Here is a 20,542-nt window from a genome sequence, read left to right on the forward strand (position 1 = left end):
GGCGCTTACTCGGCGGGCAGGAAGCGGTGGCTGGTCTTGGACTGGATCCGCCACTGTCCGTCCTCCATCACCAGCTCATCGATGCAGGCGCGCACGCCCAAAAACTGGGGCGCGCCCGGCTTGCCGTCCTCGCTGTTGTGGGTCTCGTAGGCGCTCATGTAAAAGCGGACGCGCGCGGTGGTTTCGGTCGCGTCCTCCAAGAACAGGTTGGTCACGATATGCGCGGTCTGGCGCTTCGGATCACGCTTGTCCAGCGCGGCCAGCACCCCATCTGGGCCGGTCAGTTCGATGCCGGCGCGGTTCCAGACGCCGTCTCTGGCGATCAGGCCGGCCGAGATTGCATGCTGGCGGGTGTCCAGACCGGCGAAGAACCGGTAGACCACGGCAGCGATGTTGTTGTATTCGTGGGAAGTCATTGCAGCGTCTCCTTCACGGGGCGCTAGCCCCTAGTTAGTTCGAATAAACGAGCGCAAACGAGCGCACACGCCCGCCGTTGATCGTGCCTTATTGCCGTACCGCCAACAACCGCCGCACTGGAACAACACTTATTCCGGGCAGCAGAAGATCCGGGCGGCGATCAGGCGGCGATCGCGAGCTTGGCCAACGGCATGGCCGGATCAGCGAAGCGTCCGGCATCGATCCGGGTGCCGTCGGACACGAACTTGCGCAGCGTCCTAAAATCACGCGGATTGTTGGCGACGATCGCCGACAGCACCCGTCCGTCCGCCGTCAGATCGACGACCATCATCCGGCTGGCGTCGCCGCGCGTCACCTGAATCGCCCCCGGCGCGCTGCGGCCGGCCAGCTGCACCATCGTGTCGTACTGCTGGGACCAGAAGTACGGCACCGGCCGATAGTCGACCGCCTGCCCCAGTACCGCACGCGCGGCGGCAATGCCCTGGTCCTGGGCGTTCTGCCAGGACTCCAGCCGCAGCAGTCCCTGGTCCTCGCGCATCGCGGTAACATCCCCGGCGGCGAAGATGTCGGGGTCCGAGGTGCGGCACTGGCGATCGACGATTACGCCATGGTCGCACTCCAGCCCCGCCTGGGACGCCACCGCATCGTTTTGGATCAGGCCGATCCCGACCACCACGAGGTGAACGTTCACGCTGCTGCCATCCGCCAGCACGGCTCTGCAGCCGGCGCTGCTGGTGTTTTCCAGGGCGGCGACGCCGGATGACAGGCGCAGATCGACGCCGTGCGACGCGTGCAGGTCCGTCAGATAGGCCGACAGCGCGGGTGATCCTGTGCGCCCGCACAAGGTTGCGCCGGATTCGACCAGCGTCACATTGCATCCCAGCTGACGCGCCGAGGCGGCCACCTCCAGCCCTATCCAGCCACCGCCAATGACCAGCAGGTGCGCGCCGGGCTTCAGGGCCGAGCGCAGGCGCTGGGCATCGTCCAGCGTGCGCAGCGTATGGACGCAGGGGGCATCGATGCCGGGCAGTGGTGGGACGCGCGCGATGCCACCGGTAGCCAGGATCAGCTTGTCGTAGCCGATCGTCTCGTCGTTGGACAGGACGATCTGACGGGCGACACGATCGATGCGTACACAGGCGAGCGACGGCAGCCAGTCGATGTCCAGATCGGCCATCTCGGCCGCCGACAACAAGCTGTCCATTTGGGTCGGATCGGGTTGCAGTTGCTCCTTTGACAACGGCGGGCGTTCGTACGGCGGGTGCGCCTCGTACCCGACCAGCACCACGTGCCCGGCGAAGCCCTCGTTGCGCAGCGTGCGGGCCGCCCAAGCACCGGCCTGGCCGGCACCGACAACCACAATTGTTTGCTGGCTCATCGCGCGCCCTCTTCCAAGTAAATCACCCCGTCCTCCACCTTGACTGGATAGGTCGTCAGGTTGACCGTGCACGGCGGCGTCTTGACGACCCCGGTGGCGATGTCAAACATCCCCTGGTGCAGCGGGCACTCGATCATGCCATCGACGATATAGCCCTCGGCCAGGCTCGCATTGCCGTGCGGGCACCGATCCTGGGTTGCGCAAACCTTATCGCCGAGCAGATACAGGCAGACCGCCTCGGTGCCGTGGATCACCCGCATCGTACCGGTTTCTTCCGGCACGTCGGCGACCTTTGCAATCGGAATCCAATGGCCGCTCATCTCACAGCCCCATCGCATCGCGGTAGTACTGATAAAACGCGCGGATCAGCACTTCGGTGACCATGTAATCGGTCGGTTCAGTGTCGCGCCCGCCCATCTCGACGATGCCCTTGGCTTCCGGGTAGCCGGTCACGCCGATCTGCATCTGGTTCAGCATCTCGCTGTCGTCCATCGACACGAAGCCGGCCGGTCCCAGCAGGTTCGCGTGTTTCAGCCGCAGGCGCTGCATTTCCTCGTCATCGTCGGCGTAGCCGTAGTAGGTGAACACGAGTTCGTGCTCGGTCGGGCTACGCGGGATCACGTGGCGGGTCTTGAGCGAATTGGCCTGGATGCCCATCTGCGCGGCCGGGAAGATCCACGCGCCGCCGACGCGGCCGCGATTGAACTCGCGGCGCGGTGTGACCGTTTCCTTGTCCAGCAGCTCGAGGTCGGACCGGAAGCGCCCCATCTCTGACGTCGCCTCGGTCACCTTCTTGCCCTCGTTATGCGAGATCATCACGCTGTGCTTGCCGCCGCCGGTCGGGATGTTCTCCGACTTCGAGTCCGCGCGCCACAGGCCGAAGGTGATGTAGAACGTGTGCAGCAGCGTCGCGTGGTACGGATCTTTCAGGTTTTCCAGGTACATTTTCCAGTTGCTGGGGATGAGCTGGCGGCTGTAGCCCAGCAGCGTGAGCTTCTTGCCCGGGAACATGTGGTCGATCTCGGCCAGCACTTCGGGGCCGCAGTATTCCTCGAAGCTCGGCGCGTCGTCCGAAAACGTGGCCCAGATCGAGCCGCCGCGGTTGACCGAGCGCAGCTTCTTGAGGCTGTTTTCCTCGTTGCTGAAATCCTTGGGCATCCCGCCCTTGCCGAGCGCGCCGCGTTTGAACGGCAGCCCTTGCAAGTTGCCGTCGAGGTCGTAGTTCCACTGGTGATACGGGCAGGTGAAATCCTTTACGGTGCCGGTGTTCTTCCAGCAGATCTGCGCTCCGCGGTGCGCGCAGCGATTCTCGATCACGTTGATCTCGCCGTTTTCCTTGCGCACCATGATCACCGGGCGGGTGCCGATCCACTGGCGCTTGAAATTGCCCGGCTCGGGCACCTCGCACTCGAGGCCGATGTAGTTCCAGGTCTTGCCGGCGAAGAAGACGTCCATCTCCTTCTGAAAAATCGCCGGGTCGGTATAGATCCAGTTCGGGATCCGGGTGAAGCCCTCTTCCGGCCAGCGGCGGTGGATCGTGATTGGGGCCTGGGCCGCCGGCTTGGCGGCGTGGTCGTGGTCGTGTTCACACATGATACGGTTCTCCGGGGCGGCAGTTAGACGGGGATGATCAGCGAGGTGCGCACGCGATAGTTGTCGCAAACGCAGTCGCGGTCCTTGAACAGGAAGCCGTCGGTGGTGCGCACGACGGTGTCGATGTAGCGGCCGACCATGTTGACCACCGGCTCGCGGTCCGACAGCGATTCGAGGATCGTGAAATTGGACTGGGTCTCGATCGTGTCGCCGTCAATGCGCTTGATGCGCACGCCGCTGATAAAGTGCCGCAGCGAGCGCGGCTCGTACATCGTGGTCTGGCGCAGCGCCAGCACGCGGTCCTTGATCATGTCCTTGTTGATGCAGTAGATCAGGCCGTACGGCAGCTTCTGGTCGTAGTTCTCGCGCGCGGTGACCCGATAGCGGCAGTCCTCGGTAAAGAAGTCGGGCCAGCGCTCGAGCTCTTCCTCATCGAGGCAGGCGGCATACTCTTCATAGAAGTCGCGCAGGTCGGCGCGCAGCGCCGCGTGTTCACGGGAATAAGTCATGGTGATGAAGTCTCGTTCGGGTGACGGGTGTGGGTCAGAGCGACGCGCGGTTGCTCTGGAAGCCAGGCTGGCTGCCCAGCGCAATGATCGGCTCGTACGAGCGCTCCTGCCAGATCAGCGACTCGATGCCGATATGGAACGGGTGGTCCTGCACAGTCAGCGCCGACACAGTCTCGGTGCCGGAGTTATGGGCGTGCATCGCCCATCCCGGGGCGGACAGCAGCAAGTCGCCGGCCTTCCAGTCGTAGCGGTGGCCTTCGACCATGCTGTGGCCATTGCCGCGCAGGTAGTAGTTGATCGCCGACGAGCTGTGGCGGTGCGGCACGTGGGTGTTGTTCGGCGGCGACGACGAAATGGTCGCAAAGAAGCTGTGGGTGGTGCCGTTGCGGCGCTCGGTTGCCGGGTTGTAAAGCACAAACAGGCGGCGTCCGTTGTAGCCCTTGGCCAGGTCCTCGACCGTCGGCAGGTGCTCGGCGACCTTTGCGTACGGCCAGTGCAGCGGCTTGGATTCGACCACGTCGATATCGATCAGCCATTCATAGCCCAGCAGGTGAGCGCCATCCTCGCCGATCTGCTTCCTGAGCGCCAGGTCGCGAGCGCGCGCCAGGTCGGGATTGACCTGCGAGGGCTTAGAGTTGCGGTCGGCCGGCGGCACCGATCCCTCGAACTCTTCGACGAAGTGCACCTCCAGCTTTTCCAGCACCGGCGCATTCGAATACGACAGGCGCACCCACGGCGTTTTGCCCGTGTTGCGGTACGAATGAATGTTCATCGCCGGCGTGTTCCAGACGTCCCACTTCGAGACCGCGATCTCACGCTGGCCGACCATGGCGACGCCCTCCCCTGCTAGGCAGATCTCCAGCATGTTGGAATTCTTGCGCAGGTTGAGCGTGCTTTCGCCGGGGTTGATCACGTTGATCGTGACATCGGTCGACGGCGCAAAGCCGAGGCCGGGCGCGATCGCCTCGGGATGGGTAATCAGCGTCGCGCGGCGGCCGTTGGCCGGGCGCGGCAGATCGATCAGGCGCTCGATTTCCAGGTCGATCGCTTCCTTCGGGACGACGATGGAGCGCCACTTGTTTTGCTCGCGCGGCGCGGCGCCGCTCACGTCGACGAATTTGTGCTGGAGGTCAGTCATGGTCAGGTCTTGAAGGTCTAGGAAAGTTCAGGGTATGCGCCCTAGCCCGGGGCTTGCCTGGGCCGGGTGGCGGACCGTGGGGTGGAAGAAGGTTAGGCCGCATAGGCCTGCGTTTCGTGGATCACCGGGTTGCGCAGCACGCCGATGCCGGAAATCTCGATCTCCAGCACGTCGCCCAGCTTCATCCAGACCGGTGGCGTGCGGCCGGCGCCAACACCGTCAGGGGTGCCGGTGGCGATCACGTCGCCGGCACGCAGGGTGGTGAAGGTCGACACGTAGGACACGATGCGCGCGACCGAAAACAGCATGTCGGAGGTCTGGCCGTTTTGCATCTCGGTGCCGTTCAACCGGCTCATCACGGTCAACTGTTGCGGGTCGGGGATCTCGTCGGCGGTCACGATCCAGGGACCAATGCTGCCGCTGTGCTCCCAGTTCTTGCCGGGGGTGACTTGGGCTGCGTGCTTCTGGAAGTCGCGCACCGAGTTGTCGCCCAGGCAGGTATAGCCGCCGACATAGTCGAGCGCGCGCTCCGGCGTCGCGTGGCGGCAGGTGCGGCCGATCACAATCGCCAGTTCGGCCTCGAAATCGAACTTGTTGGACGCGGCCGGGCAGACGATCGGCTGGCCATGGCCGACGAAGGAATCAGCAAAGCGCACGAACACCGACGGGTTGGCCGGCACTTCGCGCCTCATCTCGGCGATATGCAGCCCGTAGTTGATGCCCACACACAGGATCTTGGTGGCCGGCGCGACCGGCGCGGTGAAGACGACATCGTCCAGCGCAATCCGCTGCGACTGTTTCGCCAGTGCCGCGGCCAAGGCGGCGCTGCCCGCGGCCAGCCCCTCGCCAATCGTCGGCCAGCTCTCGAACAACGGCGCGATGCCGGTCTCGGTGACGACGCCCCAGCCAGGCAACTGATTGCGAGTGTAATTGGCCAACTTCATTCAGGTCTCCTACCGTTGATCGCATTGTTTTTATTGTTGTCTGCAAATTGTACGCATTTTGCTGGGGAAACAGCGCTTTATCAAACTTTTTATTAATTATTGCATGCAATCTGGTCTACGGCAACTGGTATTTATCAATTTAACTGCTAGAATTGCATGCAATCAATCTCACTGCGCGCACCACTTATGGCCACCCAAATTGATCATGTTGTCTCCCGCCTGCGGGACATGGTGCTCTCCGGCGAACTCGCGCCGGGCGAACGCATCGTTGAAATCCCGTTTGCCGCCCGTCTCGGGGTCTCGCGCACGCCACTGCGTCTGGCGCTGATCGAACTCGAATCCGAGGGTTTGCTGGAGCGTCTGCCGACGCGCGGCTACCGGGTGCGCGCCTTCTCCTTGGACGACATCGCTGATGCTGTGGATGTGCGGGGTGTGCTGGAGGGGATGGCCGCACGCATCGTGGCCGAGCGCGGCGTGTCCGAGGCTGAACTGGTGAACATGACGGAAGCGGTCACGCGCGGGCGCGAATTGCTCGACGTCGCTGCCTGCACCGGGCGGGTGCTAGATGCCGAAGCTTGGCGCGCGGTCAACGAGCAGTTTCACCGCGTACTGGTTGCGGCGGCGAACAACCGCGCCCTGGCCTCGGCTCTGGCACACAACAACAAGATCCCGATGGCGGGTCCCGGCGCACTGTCCCTGCCGGAGACACCTACCGATCTGGAGATTACCTTCGTGCGTCGTGCACAGGACGACCATGAAGATCTGCTGTCGGCCATCATGCAGCGGGAAGGCGCACGCGCCGAGGCCGTCATGCGTGAGCATGCCTACCGCAGCCGCGAAAACAAGCGGATCCTGATCGCACGGATACAGGATGAGGCGGCCAACAACAACACCGCGCCACACACACGCAGGCGCGAAGCGTCATTGCAGGAGTAATCGCCGGTCGGCAGGAGGAACGGCGCCCGCACCGCAGACGGGGCTCACGCCTTCGATCAGCGCGTCGGCTCCCTCGATCAAGTGCAGCACGGTGAAGAGCAATCAAAACCAGAGGCACCGCTAGGCAACACATTGCCAATGATCGTCATGCTTTTACTCTGCGAGGATTCGCCGCCGATCAGGCATGTCGCCCATTTTAAGCGTGTTTCAGGTACATGGAGTCGGTCGTTCCGGTAATCAAGTCCTCAGAAGGAAGTTGCGTCGTAGTGAAATGCATCGCTTCTTTACTGCATTACCGCCTTGTTTGATTGGTATAGATGAGGTAGCCTGACATTTGTGGACACTCCCGTTTGATACACTGAGTAAATGGGAGAAAGCATGAAGAAAGAAATCAGAAGCTACACGCCCGAGTTTCGGGCCGAAGCAGTAAAGCTGGTGCTGGAGCAGGGATTGTCCCTGGAAGCGGCGGCGCAGCGGCTAAGCGTGCCCAAGGGAACGCTATCGAACTGGGTAATGGCTGCCAAGCGTGGAACTAGCGCAGGCACTGCAGCGCCAGGAAGCCGGAGCGTAGTCGAGCTGGAAGCCGAGGTCGCCAAGTTGCGCAAAGAATTGGCCACAGAACGCATGGAAAAAGAAGTGCTAAAAAAAGCGACAGCGTACTTTGCACGGGAGTCGCTGCCCGGTACGCGCAACTGAAACATCTGCGACTCGACTACCCCATTGCCTTGCTATGCCGGGTGTTTGGCGTATCACGCAGCGGCTTTTACGCCTGGCTCAACCGCAAACCCTGTGCACGCCAGCAGGCCGATGAGCGACTGAAGGTAGCGATCAGAGCAGTACATCGGCAGAGCCGGGAAACCTACGGCGTACGGCGGATGCAGCCGGAATTGAAAGCCCAGGGGTTTGCTGTCGGCCGCGACCGCGTTGACCGGTTGCGGCGGGAACTGGGACTACGCTGCAAGCAAAAGCGCCGGTTCAAGGCAACAACGAATTCCCGACATGACTTGCCGGTAGAAGCCAACTTGCTGGAGCAGCGGTTCGATCCGACAGCACCTAACCAGCAGTGGCTGGTGGATATTACTTATGTGCCGACCGAAGAGGGCTGGCTATACGTGGCCGAAGTCAAGGATGTGTTTACTTGCGAAATCGTTGGATATGCCATGAGCGAGCGAATGACGCAGGAACTGACCGCACAGGCTCTATGGCATGCGGTACGCAACAAGCGCCCCGCGGCCGGGCTGATTCACCATTCGGACCGCGGGTCGCAAGGCGGATTCAACCGGTCGTCGCAACACCTTTAATCGATGAGGTGTTTATGGGACGACCAGCGGGGTGGATGCAGAAGTTGACGGGGCGAGGAGCGATGCGCTCGCCGGGTGCACCGTCGCATCGGCGGGAAACCGAGCGGCGATTCTGGGAGCAAATCGCGACAGGCATTACAAGTGAGAAGGCTGCAGAGGCGGTTGGCGTGTCACAGGTAGTGGGGACTCGCTGGTTCCGGCATAATGGAGGCATGCCACTTTCCATGTTGAGCCCGATATCCGGGAGGTACCTGTCGTTTGTGGAGCGAGAAGAGATTGGACTACTTTCGTGCCAGGGCGTCGGGGTACGAGAGATTGCGCGCCGTATCGGACGCAGCCCATCAACGGTTTCGCGGGAACTAACACGTAACGCTGCAACTCGTGGCGGCCGACTTGAGTATCGCGCTTCGGTTGCGCAGTGGAAGGCGGAGCTGGTTGCCAAAAGACCCAAGCCATCCAAACTGACGACTAATCCACGGTTGCGCCACTACGTGCAAGACCGGCTGGAGGGCAAGGTTCGGGACGCTAAGGGCCGTAACGTTTCTGGACCTGTGCAAGCGCCGTTCATAGGAAGAAACAAGCCACATCGCGGTGACCGCAAATGGGTCAATGGTTGGTCGCCCGAACAGATTTCCAACCGACTGCAGACCGACTTCCCGGGTGACGAATCCATGCGCATTTCTCACGAAGCCATCTATCAGGCTCTCTACATCCAGGGCCGAGGGGCTCTCAAGCGTGAGCTGGTTAGCTGTCTGCGCACCGGACGGGCGTTGCGCGTGCCCAGGGCCAGGGCACAAGCTAAGGCCTGGGCACATGTTAGCGAGGATGTGATGATCTCTAACCGGCCTGCAGAAGCGCAGGATCGCGCTGTGCCGGGGCATTGGGAGGGTGACCTGATCATCGGCCTGAACAGGTCCGCGATTGGAACGCTGGTTGAGCGGTCAAGCCGATTCACTATGCTTGTTCACCTGCCTCGCGAGGAAGGCTACGGGCTCATTCCCAGGACAAAGAATGGTCCTGCGCTGGCTGGCTACGGAGCTATCACGATGGCCAACGCGCTCAAAAAGACCGTGACTGAGATGCCTGCCCGGTTGTGGCAGTCATTGACCTGGGATCGTGGCAAAGAACTCTCTGATCACGCCCGCTTTACGGTCGAGTCCGAGGTGAAGGTATTCTTCGCCGACCCGCACAGTCCATGGCAGCGCGGCACGAACGAGAATACGAACGGCCTCCTGCGGCAATACTTCCCAAAGGGTACAGACCTGTCTCGTTGGAGCGATCGAGAGATCCAGGCCGTGGCTAACACACTGAATTCCAGGCCCAGGAAAACGCTTGGCTGGAAGACACCGGCCGAAGCACTGGACAAGTACCTAAAATCTGTTCAACAATCTAATGTTGCGACGACCGGTTGAATCCGCCCAATATTGTGCGCATGCCTATCGCCAGTTGTTACGCCAGTTCGGCATGCGTGCGTCTATGTCACGCAAAGGAAACTGCCATGACAATGCCCCCATGGAGAGCTTCTGGGGCAGCCTGAAAAATGAATTGACGCACCATCAGCGCTATCCGACTCGAGCCCATGCCAAGGCAGCCATTCGTGAGTACATCGAGATCTTTTACAACCGCCAGCGGCGTCATTCTCGCCTTGGCTATGTAGCACCGGCAGTGTTTGCAGATGCCTTCAGGTATATGCAAGCCGCCTGAAACACGAGTGTCCATTATTGACAGGACACCTCAGGCCCAGCGGGTGTGTCCCGGGCAGACGCAGCAACTCCACCATTTCGTGTCGACATCGACCTGGTCCACTGCTCCGCTGGAACAGGTATTGCGCAAGACGGCTGACACCTTGGTGGGCAGCAAGGACGCCGCGCTGATCGTGGACGACACGGCGCTGCCCAAGCAGGGCAAGCACTCGGTCGGCGTCAAGCGTCAGCACTGCGGCGTGCTGGGCAAGCAGGCTAACTGCCAAGTGCTCGTCTCGCTTACCTTGGCGCGCAAGGAGGTGCCAGTGCCGATCGCCCTGCGGCTGTACCTGCCTGAGGATTGGGCACAGGACGAAGCACGTCGTGCAGCAGCCAAGGTGCCCGAGTCAATCACGTTCGAAACCAAGGGAGATATCGCGCTGGCGCAGATCGATGCCGCGCTGACGGACGGCGTGCGCTTTGGCATGGTGCTGGCCGACGCGGGCTATGGCAGTTCGGCAGGCTTTCGTGCCGGGCTTACGCAGCGAGGTCTACGATGGGCAGTAGCTGTGCAGCCGACACAAAAGGTCTATCCAGCAGATGTGACGCTGAATATGCCGGCGAATCCTCCGCTGGGACGCCCCGCCAAGTATGCAAAACCCTCTGTACCGAGCGTGTCGGTTGTGCAGATGATTGAAATGTTGGGTCCCAAGGCCCTGCGGCGCTGTTCGTGGCGCTGTGGCACTAAGGGCATGCTCAGTGCGCACTTCGCTGCGGTGCGGGTGTGCGTTGCAGACGGTGTGCTGGCTTCACATTGGCAGCATCTTCCTGGCCAAGTCGCATGGCTGGTGTGCGAAGCGCGTTGCAGCGGCGAGCGCAAATATTACTTCACCAACCACCCGCCTGACACGCCGCGTAGGACGCTGGTACGTGCGATTAAGGCCCGCTGGGCATGCGAGCAGGCGCATCAGCAACTCAAGGATGAACTTGGCCTGGACCATTACGAAGGCAGATCCTGGCTCGGGCTGCACCATCATGCGTTACTGACGATGATTGCGTTTGGCTTTCTGCAGCACCGACGCCTGGCCAGTGCCTTACAAACGGGGGAAAACCGGCAACCAATGCACCGGGTCCGCCACCCCAGCCATCATTGCCGGCGGTACGCCGCGCCCTTATCGCCGCGCTTCGCCCCGTAATTTGCATCCAGTGTCCCCAATGCAGCGCCACCATACACTTACATCGGCGTGAGTAACATGGCAGAGTAGTGTTAGTTGCGCAAGAAGAAAGGAACATGGTGTACCGGTCAGACCGGCGCTTTCAGATCCTGATGTATCCGTAGGCTGCGGTATGAAGCCTTAAGGCCGAAAAGGAGAAAGTGCACGGATTTCCATGTTGGCTCGATGCGGTGACTGCTGCATCAATCAGAAGCCGAATATACGGATGCAACTACGACCAGCACCACATTCTGAGTACCTCTTGCACAAAAGCGGGAGTCCATATACGGATACATTAAGGCAAACTGTTCACGTCAGAGAAAATGGGCCTTGCAAATAGGGACGGACCATACATTTTTTCGAAATCCGCTTGTCGGACTGGATCGGCGTACGGGCTTCTTGAGCGTGCCGAAATCCACACAGTCCCCAGGCGCTTGAGAAGTTCATATACACCGTTGAGGGAGTAGGCCACGTCAAACTGCTGCGCCAGCAATTGGCGGATGTCTTCGCCGCGGATACGCCCACCAGCACGTTCCTGCTGCAGCTGCTCGATGGCCAACCGAAACGCCTCTTCCTGTTGCCGTGGCAATCGCTGATTACACCAGTAGCGGGGCTTGCTACCCAAGCCCTTGAGGCCATCACGTTCGAACCATCTCTCCCAACGTGCGACGGTATGACGGGTGGTACGCAGAGCGGCGGCCACCTCGGTATAGCTCTTGCCTTCCTTCAAATGCGCCAGGGCGATATAGCGCAGCCGTCGTCGCCCGTTCGGTTCTTCCCTAGCAAGCAAGTCGAAGTTGTTCTGTTGCAGTCGCTGCAACGCTTCTGGCGTCAACATGGCCGCCTCCAGCACAGAACCGTGTCTTCTTCAGACCTCCACCGCCACACGCGGTTCGCTTAACCGTGGGCTTGGTATTATTTCTTAAACAGACGATGGCAACTGCTTCAAGTGGAGGTTGATCTCTAGTGGGTCATTTGGCAACTAGCTTGGCTTAAGTATTGTTGCAACTTGCTGGGCCCGGCGTCGTATAGGATGCCGAGTAAAGGCCCCCGATCCACCCAGGGCATGTTGCCGTTGACGATAGCGCATCCGGCGCGCATGCCGTTTGCCACCCCAATGAAATGGCGTGGGCGCCCGATTCCATCCATTGACCGTCGCTTCGAGCAACGCAATGATTTGCTCCGGCGTTTGCGGATACTGCCCGGCCAGCGCACGTCTAACAATAATGCGTTGCACTGACTCCGCCATATTTAGCCATGATCCACTCAACGGTGTAAATAACGGCATCACTCCATGAGAGAACAACCATCCGATCAAGTCAGGTGTCCAGTGTCCTCGCAGGTTGTCCCAAATCAGAAGCAGGCGTAATGCCGGAAGTACCGGTGGCAACGTAATGCGGATCTCCAATCCTTGTTGCCACGACTCCCACACAGCGTGGGTCACGTTCGCATCTGTAATCGGAGAAGGCTGAGGCAAGCCCTCCAGAATTGCGGCCAGTTCTTGCTGCAGCCACGGATGAAGCACCGCATTGGTGGCGTGGGTGACGCCGCATGCGCGTACCTCGCCACTGCCTGGACAGAACAAGGTCAATAGCTTGGCCGTACCGTTGCGTACGTACTCATGTGGCTGCTGTTTGGGCCGGCCTTGCTCAGCCCAGCTTTGCCCAGCATAGGGACGTGTTGAGTACGGACCGGCCTCATCTTCTGCCCAGACCGCCAGGCCCAATCCGGCTCCTTCACAATAGGCCCGCTCAATGAGATTTTTTTTTAGCTTCTGCATCGGGATCGCAGACCGTCACAGTACCGCTACAACGTACGCGTACCGCTTTACCGGTGTCACACCAACTGCGCGCCGCCACCCAGCGAAAGCCTGCCGCATGCAATACCTGAGCGATGGTATAAGTGCTGACATGGGGTAGCCCATCGGGAGCACGGCGCAGGGCGTTACGCAGTGTCATCAACGACCATGTTGCCGTGCCATCTTGTTGAGGATCGGGTGTGCGTCTGGCCTCAGCCAGAATCCGTTCGCGCGCAGCGGCGTCATAAGTCGGTTTGGGGCCGCCCTTACCATGGGGTTCAAGCGCAGCTAATCCATCCTGATTGAAGCGTGCTACCAACTTGCTGACCGCTTCGTCGGAACGCCGTCCGACTAGCGTGGCCGCCTCAACATAGGTCTTGGCCTCGGCAACCGCCAACAACTCTCGGGCCCATGTCACCACATCAGCGCGTTGACTACGCGCATGAACCAATTGCTCCAAAGCCTGCCGCTCCCTATCAGTTAGTGAGCGTAGTGGATGTTGCCGGATGCGACTCATAGTGGCCTCCTACAGTGATCTTAACGTTCGACCGTCTTATCCTGTTTTTGTTGCCAAATGACCCACTAGTCGAGCGACACACCAGTTTGCTTGACAATCTTGGACCAGCGAGCCAACTCCGCTTTTAAATATGCACTATATTCGTCCGGCGTCGAGCCAATTGCTATCGCCCCCTGGGCGCCCAGCTTCTTTTGTACATCGGGGCTTTGAAGCGCCTTCATCAACTCGCTGTTGAGCCGCTTGATGATGGGCTCAGGCGTCTTAGCCGGAACCATAAGCCCTTGCCAGGCACTGACTTCAAAGCCTGGCATGCCGGATTCCGCAACCGTCGGCACATCCGGAAATATGGCAATGCGCTTTGGTGTGGTCACCGCCAGCAGGCGCATGCGCTTGTCGCGCACAAAGCTTGCGACCGAATTGATCGTGTCGGTCATGAATTGAATCTGCCCGCCAACAAGATCGGCATCCGCCGGCGCGCTTCCCTTGTATGGAACATGCACTGCCTCAATACCGTTAGCTTGCAGGAACTGGAACGCGCCGAGATGGGTAATGTTGCCGCTGCCGGCAGAGCCATAGGACAGCTTGCCGGGATTGGCCTTGGCGTAGTCAATGAACTCCTTCATGGTATTGACCGGAAGCGACGGGTTCACCACGAGCGCGAGAGGTACCGTTGCCGTGAGGGCGACCGGGGCCAGATCGCGCTGCACATCATAGGACAGGCTTTTGTAGAGCGCGGGGCTCAGAACGATGGACGACGTGTTGTACAACACGGTGTAGCCATCGGCCGGCGCCTTTGCCACCAGCGCTGAACCGATATTACCGTTCGCGCCGCCCCGGTTGTCGACGATGATTTGCTGTCCCATCTGCTCTCCCATCTTCTGGGCGAGAACACGCGCAACGAGATCCGTCGGCCCGCCGGGTGGAAACGGTATGACCATCGTGATCGGCTTGCTGGGGTAAGCCGACTGCGCCTGTGCTGCAGGCACTGCGAGCACAGTAACGCCGAGGGCCGTCACGGCGAATGTTTGCATCAAGCGTGACCGAAATTGGCCGAAGCTGGGTAATTTCATGTTGTCTCTCCTTGGATTGGCATGCGTCGCCCGCAAATGCGGAGTGTTACTTTGGTGCGCCGTGGCAGCGCTTAGGTTATCGTTTCGGGCCTGTTCCTCATGCCACGTGGCCGCGTCCTGCCAGCATTCGCCGCGCGGTATAAGTCATGACTAGTTCTTCCCGCTGATTATGGACCGTGATGGTGGAGTCGACGATTGCCCTGCCCCCTTTCGAGGTCGGACGAATATTGTCGATCTCAACTACGGCGTAAATACGGTCGCCCACCAGAACGGGAGCATGGATCTTCTGCGTCAGCTCAAGCATTGCAAGGCCGGTTCCCTGGATCATGGTTTGGAGGAGCAAGCCTTCGATCAGCGTGTATGTGAGCGCGGCAGGCACTGGCCGGCCGGCAATGCCCCCTGGAAGAGGTTCGCTGTCGATGAACATGACTTCCAGCATGCCGGTGACACCGATGAAGCCGACCAGATCGGCTTCAGTCACAGCACGGCGGAATGTCTTGAACCGCTGGCCCAATTCCAGATCTTGCCAGTAGTAGCCTTGTCCAAGTTGCTGCATTGGTTTTGTGTCACTCATGTCATCCTTTCAGTCGTCAGCAATGTGTGGCTTGGCGATGCCAAGTTCCGTCATGATCTGCTCGGTATGTTCGCCCAGCCGCGGCGCCATTCGGACCGGCGGTCGCTCATGGTCGAATTTCACAGGAACACCGGGAAAAGCAAGTTTCCCCATTTGGGGATCGCTCAAGGTTTCGAAAAAGCCTGTCTCTCTCAAATGCTCGTCCTGTTGCAACTCATCCAGCCGCCGCATGGGGGATGCGGGTATTTCAAGCCTGTTGAAGGTCGCCAGCCATTCCTTCGTACTTCTGCCGGCGATGACATCCGCCGCTATCTCGTACAGGTCCACGATATGGGTAGTGCGGGCAGCAATGTTGGTGAAACGCTCATCGCCCACAAGTTCAGATCTACCGGACTCCAGGAAGAACCGCTTCCAGTGCACGTCGGTATATGGCATTGCGCAAATATATCCATCGGTCGTTCGATAAGGACGCCGCCATTGGTTTAATACGCGTGGGTAGCCTGCCTTAGCGAGCGGTGGTTCGAAATGCTGGCCATAGAAATGCTCGACCAGATTGAAAGCCACCATGGATTCCAGCATCGGTACTTCAACGTAGGAGCCTGTACCCGTACGTTCGCGCTTGAACAGTGCGGCGAGGATCGCATGCGCGGCGACCAGCGCGCAGGTTTTGTCGCCGGCGATGGTCGGGAAATACTGAGGCGTTCCGGTTTGCATTTCCATCAGCGCGGCGCAGCCGGAAAGCCCTTGGATAATGTCGTCGTACGCCGGCATGCCGCCGTAGGGACCGCCCTCGGAAAAGCCGAGCAGGCCGACATAGACAAGGCGCGGGTTGCGCTGACGGAGAGTCTCGGGGTCCAGCCCGATCGCGGCAAGTTTTTGCGGGCGAATGCTATGCATCAGCACATCCGCTGTATCGACTAGTTTAAGCAGTGCGTCTCGTGCCGCCGGCGTTTTCAGATCCAGTACGATGCTTCGTTTTCCTCGATTCACGCCAAGGAAGATAGCACTCATGCCGGCCTCGGTTGTCGGTCCGGTCTTGCGGGTAGAATCGCCTTCCGGCGCTTCGATCTTGATGACGTCCGCACCGTAGTCCGCTAGAACTTGGCTGGCATACGGACCGAACACGACAGTGCTCAGATCGAGTACACGAATGCCGTTCAAAGGAAGCATCAGTTCTCCTTAATAAGGCTGATTTTGGCCGAGATCGGGCCCACATTGTCTTTGGCAGGTAGCTATGTCTCCAGCACGACCTTGCCGATGGTATTCCCTGCTTCGACCAGTGCATGGGCCTGCCGAAGGTTAGTCGCGTTGACACCTGCAAAACATTCTTTCACGATGCTGCGCAACCGACCCGCATCTACCAATTCTGCGACACGGTTCAATATGCGGTGCTGTTCAATCATGTCTGGTGTCGCGTGGAGTGAACGGGTGAACATGCCTTCCCAGCTGAAGGAAACGCTCTTCCCTCGCAGTTCATTCATGGGCAGCGGCGACATGCTTTCCACCAGACAGCAGATATGCCCGTGAGGCTTGATCAGCGTAGCCATGGTCGAAAAATACCGGTCCGTGTCTGACAGGCAAAGAATGAAGTCAACCGCTCTTATTTCGCTCGCATGCAGCTGTGCCGCAAGATCACCACGATGGTCGACGACAAGATCGGCGCCGAGATGCCTGCACCAAGCCTGCGATTGCAGCCGGGATGCAGTCGCAATGACATGGAGTTGTCCAACTGTCTTCGCCAGCTGAATTGCCACCGATCCAACCCCGCCTGCGCCACCGATGACCAGCAGGGATTTTCCGGCGTCGCTGCCATCGTCCGAAATATGCATGCGTTCGAATAAGGCTTCCCATCCGGCCAGTGACGCGACCGGGAGAGCTGCGGCTTCCGCAAAACTCATTGAAGTCGGCATGGCGCCAGCCAGACGCTCGTCCACCAGGTGCAATTCCGCGTTGCAGCCGGGGCGCACGATGCTGCCTGCATAAAAGACACGGTCGCCCGGAGCGAACAGCGTTGTTTGAGGCCCGACATCTACCACGGTACCAGCAGCGTCCCAACCGAGAATGCGCGGCTGGCCGTCGCGATGCGGCCGTGCGCTGCGCATTTTTATGTCGATCGGATTGACCGACACCGCCTCGATTCGGACCAGGAGATCTCGTGCGCCGGCTACCGGACACGCGAGGTCGAGGTCGACCAGTGAATCGGCACCGTGGCTGTAGAGGTCGGCAGGAGTTCCGATTGCCTTCATGTCGGCTTGCCGCTTATTGCTGCTCGACTTTGGCCTTGACCACGATCTTTTTCCACAGCTCGATCTCCGCAGCCTGGAATCGGCGCATTTCCTCCGCCCCGCCGCTCATTGCCTCCGCGCCCTGCCGTTCATAGAACTCGCGCGTTTCCGGCATCCGGGCGATTTGTGTCAGGAGCGACGCTAGCTTCTCGGTTTCGGCTTTCGGTGTCTTCGCCGATACCATTGCCCCTACCCAGACATAAGCCTGATATCCGGGCAAACCCTCCTCCGCTGCGGTTGGCAGGTCAGGCAGCGCCGGCGCGCGTCGTTCGGAGGCGACCGCAAGCGCACGTACCTTGCCACCCTTGACCAGTCCTTGTGTCGCGGTGATGTCCGAAAAGGTCAGGTCGACTGTGCCGGCCGCAACCCCGGCAAGAGCTTCCGAAGCGCCCTTGTAAGGCACGTGTACGGTACTGACGCCGGCGACGTCATTGAACAGTTCAGCCATCAGCTGATAGCCGGCTGAACCCGACGCATAGTTTAGCTTTCCCGGCTGTGCCTTGGCGGCCTTGACGAGGTCGGACACCGTTTTGTAAGGCGAATTTGGCGGTACCGCGAGAACCGCCGGCGCGCGCATCATCATTGTTAGCGGGGCGAAATCGGTCTGCGGGTTGTATGGCAGCTTTTTGAACAGAGCGACGTTGACCGCCAGCGTGGAGTTACTTCCGACGAACACCGTATAGCCGTCGGCAGGTGCAGCCAATACGTTCTGGACGCCGATGAAACCGTTTCCACCAGGTCGGTTTTCAACGACCACCGGCTGTCCCGTCAGTTCGGACAGCTTCTTGCCGAAGTAACGTGCCGACGTATCCGTTCCACTGCCTGGAGGAAAAGGCACAACCAACTTGATGACGCGGGAGGGAAATTCCTGGGCGATCGCATGCAGTGCGGGCATCAGAATTGTGGCGCATCCGATTGCAGCCGATATTACCATCCTGCGATAAGGTTTTTTCAACATCTCTGGTCTCCTCCGGCATTGTTGCCGTGTCGGTTATAAATGATATTTACACGCTGGCTGTACGAATGAAATCAACGATCCGCTCTTGGCCTGACTGCAATACGCGCTGCCCCACGACCTGGTTCCAATGGGCTTCGGAACCATGCGCAATCCGCCATTCATGCAGACGGCGCGTCAGTAGTTGCAGGTCATATTCTTCGGTTACGCCAATGGCGCCGTGTACCGCATGCGCAATCGATGCAACTAGTACGGCGGCCTCGCTGGTACGCGATTTTGCGATGGCGCTCGCCAGCGGTGCAGGCATGCGAGCATCGCCCTGGAATGCCGCCTCGGCCGCAATCAGCGCAGCCGCGACGTGTTCAGCCATGACGCTGATCTGGTGCTGTATCGCCTGGAATTTGCCGATCGACTTGCCGAATTGCGTCCGGTCGTTGGCATACTGCAGTGTCATGTCGAATACGCGGCGCATGGCGCCGGCCAGCAGTGCGGCGTGCAATGCCGCGCCCAGTTCGGCCAAGCCGCCCGCGGCCAAGGTCGTCTGCGCAGTTTGGCTCTCTGGCTGCCAGGTCATGGTCGCAACCAGGCTGCCATGTACGCCCGTTAGCGTCCGTACCGCACTGGCTCCCGGCAGCACCAGCACCTGGTCCTCATTCTGGACGACGACATGATCGGCGATAGCGCCATACGGTACCAGCGGACAGGTCAGACTGCCATCTTCCGCGCAGCGTAAAGCCGGTGCAAGCGTGAGCATGCCGGCCGGGATCTCGGTACGTCCTGCCAGTACTGTGCGGGCGGCGATGCTCTGCGCCAGCGGCAAGGGCATCGCATAAGCACCCAGCGCGGTCAGGACCGGAAACAGGTCCGGCAACGGCAGCATGGCGCCGCCGAGATCTTCCGGAGCGAGCAGTTCGAGAAAGCCCGCATCCGCTATTGCATCCCATAATGCTTCGGCCGAGCCGCCGGCTTGTATGGCGCGCACGGCTGCCGGAGTGCACTGGTCCTTCAGAATCTCTTCAATGGCTTCTGCAAACATTGCTGGTTCCTTTAACGCAAGCCGAGCCCGCGGGCAATCATGCCGCGCAGGATTTCGCGAGTGCCACCTCGCAGGGAGTAAGTCGGCGCAACCTGGCTAACATATGCCACCGTCCGGTACAAATCCGCATCCACGATCTCCTGCGGATCGGCCGAGATCGCTGCCTCGATCACCGCAGGAAGCGTTTGCTCGAATTCCGTCCCGATATCCTTGACCAGTGCAGCCTCGACAACCGGACTGGCGCCCTTGACCAGCTGGCTGGTAACAGTCACCGACATGTTGCGCAGCGTCGCCAGGTGGGTGGCAAACCGGCCGATGGTAGCGGCATGTGCGGCGGCATTGCCGCTTCGCCGCAGGCAGGCTATCCAGTGATCGAGCAGCACGATGCTGGAATACAGCCTTTCAGGCCCGCTTCGCTCGAATGCAAGTTCCGCGGTGACCTGCTCCCAGCCGCCGCCTTCCTGGCCGATCAGCGCATCGTCGGACAGCTCGACGTCGTCGAAGAACACCTCCGAAAAATGTGCGTCGCCGGCCAGGTCTCGGATTGGACGCACAGTGACGCCGGGCAGCGAGAGATCGACGATGAATTGCGACAGTCCGCGCTGGCGATCTTCCGGGGTGCCCGAAGTTCTTACCAAGGCAATCATGTACTGGCACCGCGGTGCGTTGGTCGTCCAGATCTTGCGCCCGGTAAGTCGCCAGCCTTTTTCAGTGCGCGTGGCTCGGGTGCCGACGCTGGCAAGGTCCGATCCGGAATTCGGTTCGCTCATGCCGATACAAAAGAACGCTTCCGCCGCACAGATTTTCGGCAGGTAAAAGCGGCGCTGTGCCTCGGTGCCATATTTCAGGATCAGCGGCCCGCTCTGTCGATCGGCAATCCAGTGCGCGGAGACAGGAGCACCGGCGATCAAGAGTTCCTCGACCAGTACGAAGCGCGAAAACGCATCCAGGTTGGCGCCACCGTATTCACGCGGCAATGTCATGCCTACCCACCCGCGCTTGGCCATCTCGCAGCTGAACTCGGCGGAAAAGCCCATCCAGGAACGTGCGCGGACATCCGGCGCCGAATCCGGCATGCTGGTCCGGAGGAATTCCTTCACTTCAGCCCGAAAGGCTTCTGCTTCGGCAGGAAGCGCGGCAAAACGGAAGTGGTTGAGCAGCGCGGTCATTACGGTGCTTCCTTGTATCGGTCAGT

At 60.3% G+C, this 20,542-nt stretch carries 20 protein-coding genes and 2 pseudogenes; 5 read left to right on the top strand and 17 right to left on the bottom strand.

Annotated features, from left to right (window positions below):
* Positions 1-5: 5 nt before the first annotated feature.
* The 7 genes from FH061_RS22925 to FH061_RS22955 form a co-directional block, all read right to left on the bottom strand.
* Positions 6-416, bottom strand: coding sequence for a nuclear transport factor 2 family protein (locus tag FH061_RS22925; RefSeq protein ID WP_151638164.1), 411 nt, complete (start codon positions 414-416; stop codon positions 6-8).
* Positions 417-577: 161 nt separating this feature from the next.
* The gene (locus FH061_RS22930) at positions 578-1,795 is read right to left on the bottom strand and encodes an NAD(P)/FAD-dependent oxidoreductase (protein ID WP_151638165.1); all 1,218 of its coding nucleotides are present in this window, start codon (positions 1,793-1,795) and stop codon (positions 578-580) included.
* On the bottom strand, positions 1,792-2,115 hold the full coding sequence (locus tag FH061_RS22935; RefSeq protein WP_151638166.1) for a non-heme iron oxygenase ferredoxin subunit: 324 nt from the start codon (positions 2,113-2,115) through the stop codon (positions 1,792-1,794). The genes FH061_RS22930 and FH061_RS22935 overlap by 4 nt, the downstream gene beginning before the upstream one ends.
* A 1-nt stretch (position 2,116) precedes the next feature.
* A complete protein-coding gene (locus FH061_RS22940; RefSeq protein WP_151638167.1) occupies positions 2,117-3,388 on the bottom strand; it encodes an aromatic ring-hydroxylating dioxygenase subunit alpha in 1,272 nt (423 codons plus the stop codon).
* Positions 3,389-3,411: 23 nt separating this feature from the next.
* On the bottom strand, positions 3,412-3,897 hold the full coding sequence (locus FH061_RS22945) for an aromatic-ring-hydroxylating dioxygenase subunit beta (RefSeq protein ID WP_151638168.1): 486 nt from the start codon (positions 3,895-3,897) through the stop codon (positions 3,412-3,414).
* A 34-nt stretch (positions 3,898-3,931) separates the two neighbouring features.
* Positions 3,932-5,035 carry a cupin domain-containing protein gene (locus FH061_RS22950; protein ID WP_151638169.1) on the bottom strand — a complete coding sequence of 368 codons (1,104 nt, stop codon included), beginning with the start codon at positions 5,033-5,035 and terminating at the stop codon, positions 3,932-3,934.
* Between the two features lie 92 nt (positions 5,036-5,127).
* Positions 5,128-5,979, bottom strand: a complete 852-nt coding sequence (locus FH061_RS22955) for a fumarylacetoacetate hydrolase family protein (RefSeq protein WP_151638170.1) — start codon at positions 5,977-5,979, stop codon at positions 5,128-5,130.
* Between the two features lie 186 nt (positions 5,980-6,165).
* Between FH061_RS22955 and FH061_RS22960 the strand changes: the two genes are divergently transcribed.
* The 5 genes and pseudogenes from FH061_RS22960 to FH061_RS22985 all read left to right on the top strand — a co-directional run bounded on the left by FH061_RS22960 (position 6,166) and on the right by FH061_RS22985 (position 11,094).
* Positions 6,166-6,915: a GntR family transcriptional regulator gene (locus tag FH061_RS22960; protein ID WP_151638171.1), complete on the top strand. Its 750-nt coding sequence runs from the start codon at positions 6,166-6,168 to the stop codon at positions 6,913-6,915.
* A gap of 378 nt (positions 6,916-7,293) precedes the next feature.
* A pseudogene (locus tag FH061_RS22970) lies at positions 7,294-8,183 on the top strand (IS3 family transposase); the annotation flags it as partial.
* A gap of 68 nt (positions 8,184-8,251) precedes the next feature.
* Positions 8,252-9,628, top strand: a complete 1,377-nt coding sequence (locus tag FH061_RS22975; protein ID WP_151638174.1) for an IS30 family transposase — start codon at positions 8,252-8,254, stop codon at positions 9,626-9,628.
* A gap of 4 nt (positions 9,629-9,632) precedes the next feature.
* Positions 9,633-9,920: pseudogene (locus FH061_RS22980) on the top strand (IS3 family transposase); the annotation flags it as partial.
* A 7-nt stretch (positions 9,921-9,927) separates the two neighbouring features.
* On the top strand, positions 9,928-11,094 hold the full coding sequence (locus tag FH061_RS22985; RefSeq protein WP_225984827.1) for an IS701 family transposase: 1,167 nt from the start codon (positions 9,928-9,930) through the stop codon (positions 11,092-11,094).
* Between the two features lie 313 nt (positions 11,095-11,407).
* Here FH061_RS22985 and FH061_RS22990 read toward each other — a convergent pair whose 3' ends face one another.
* From FH061_RS22990 to FH061_RS23035, 10 genes are all read right to left on the bottom strand, one after another.
* Positions 11,408-11,950, bottom strand: coding sequence for a helix-turn-helix domain-containing protein (locus tag FH061_RS22990; RefSeq protein ID WP_151638175.1), 543 nt, complete (start codon positions 11,948-11,950; stop codon positions 11,408-11,410).
* Positions 11,951-12,094: 144 nt separating this feature from the next.
* Positions 12,095-12,892, bottom strand: a complete 798-nt coding sequence (locus FH061_RS22995; RefSeq protein WP_225984828.1) for a transposase — start codon at positions 12,890-12,892, stop codon at positions 12,095-12,097.
* Positions 12,864-13,427, bottom strand: coding sequence for a helix-turn-helix domain-containing protein (locus tag FH061_RS23000; protein WP_151638176.1), 564 nt, complete (start codon positions 13,425-13,427; stop codon positions 12,864-12,866). The genes FH061_RS22995 and FH061_RS23000 overlap by 29 nt, the downstream gene beginning before the upstream one ends.
* A gap of 65 nt (positions 13,428-13,492) precedes the next feature.
* Positions 13,493-14,458 (bottom strand): Bug family tripartite tricarboxylate transporter substrate binding protein, encoded by a 966-nt coding sequence (locus FH061_RS23005; RefSeq protein ID WP_192805216.1) that lies wholly within the window; start codon positions 14,456-14,458, stop codon positions 13,493-13,495.
* Between the two features lie 136 nt (positions 14,459-14,594).
* Positions 14,595-15,071: a MaoC family dehydratase gene (locus FH061_RS23010; RefSeq protein WP_151638178.1), complete on the bottom strand. Its 477-nt coding sequence runs from the start codon at positions 15,069-15,071 to the stop codon at positions 14,595-14,597.
* Between the two features lie 9 nt (positions 15,072-15,080).
* Positions 15,081-16,241, bottom strand: a complete 1,161-nt coding sequence (locus FH061_RS23015; RefSeq protein ID WP_151638179.1) for a CaiB/BaiF CoA transferase family protein — start codon at positions 16,239-16,241, stop codon at positions 15,081-15,083.
* 62 nt (positions 16,242-16,303) lie between these two features.
* Positions 16,304-17,317 carry a zinc-binding alcohol dehydrogenase family protein gene (locus tag FH061_RS23020; RefSeq protein ID WP_151638180.1) on the bottom strand — a complete coding sequence of 338 codons (1,014 nt, stop codon included), beginning with the start codon at positions 17,315-17,317 and terminating at the stop codon, positions 16,304-16,306.
* Between the two features lie 13 nt (positions 17,318-17,330).
* On the bottom strand, positions 17,331-18,251 hold the full coding sequence (locus tag FH061_RS23025) for a Bug family tripartite tricarboxylate transporter substrate binding protein (protein WP_225984829.1): 921 nt from the start codon (positions 18,249-18,251) through the stop codon (positions 17,331-17,333).
* Positions 18,252-18,360: 109 nt separating this feature from the next.
* Positions 18,361-19,347, bottom strand: a complete 987-nt coding sequence (locus FH061_RS23030; protein WP_151638182.1) for an acyl-CoA dehydrogenase family protein — start codon at positions 19,345-19,347, stop codon at positions 18,361-18,363.
* A gap of 11 nt (positions 19,348-19,358) precedes the next feature.
* Positions 19,359-20,516: an acyl-CoA dehydrogenase family protein gene (locus tag FH061_RS23035; protein WP_151638183.1), complete on the bottom strand. Its 1,158-nt coding sequence runs from the start codon at positions 20,514-20,516 to the stop codon at positions 19,359-19,361.
* Positions 20,517-20,542 lie beyond the last annotated feature (26 nt).

The organism is Noviherbaspirillum aerium, assembly GCF_008929045.1.
GTDB lineage: Bacteria > Pseudomonadota > Gammaproteobacteria > Burkholderiales > Burkholderiaceae_D > Noviherbaspirillum > Noviherbaspirillum aerium.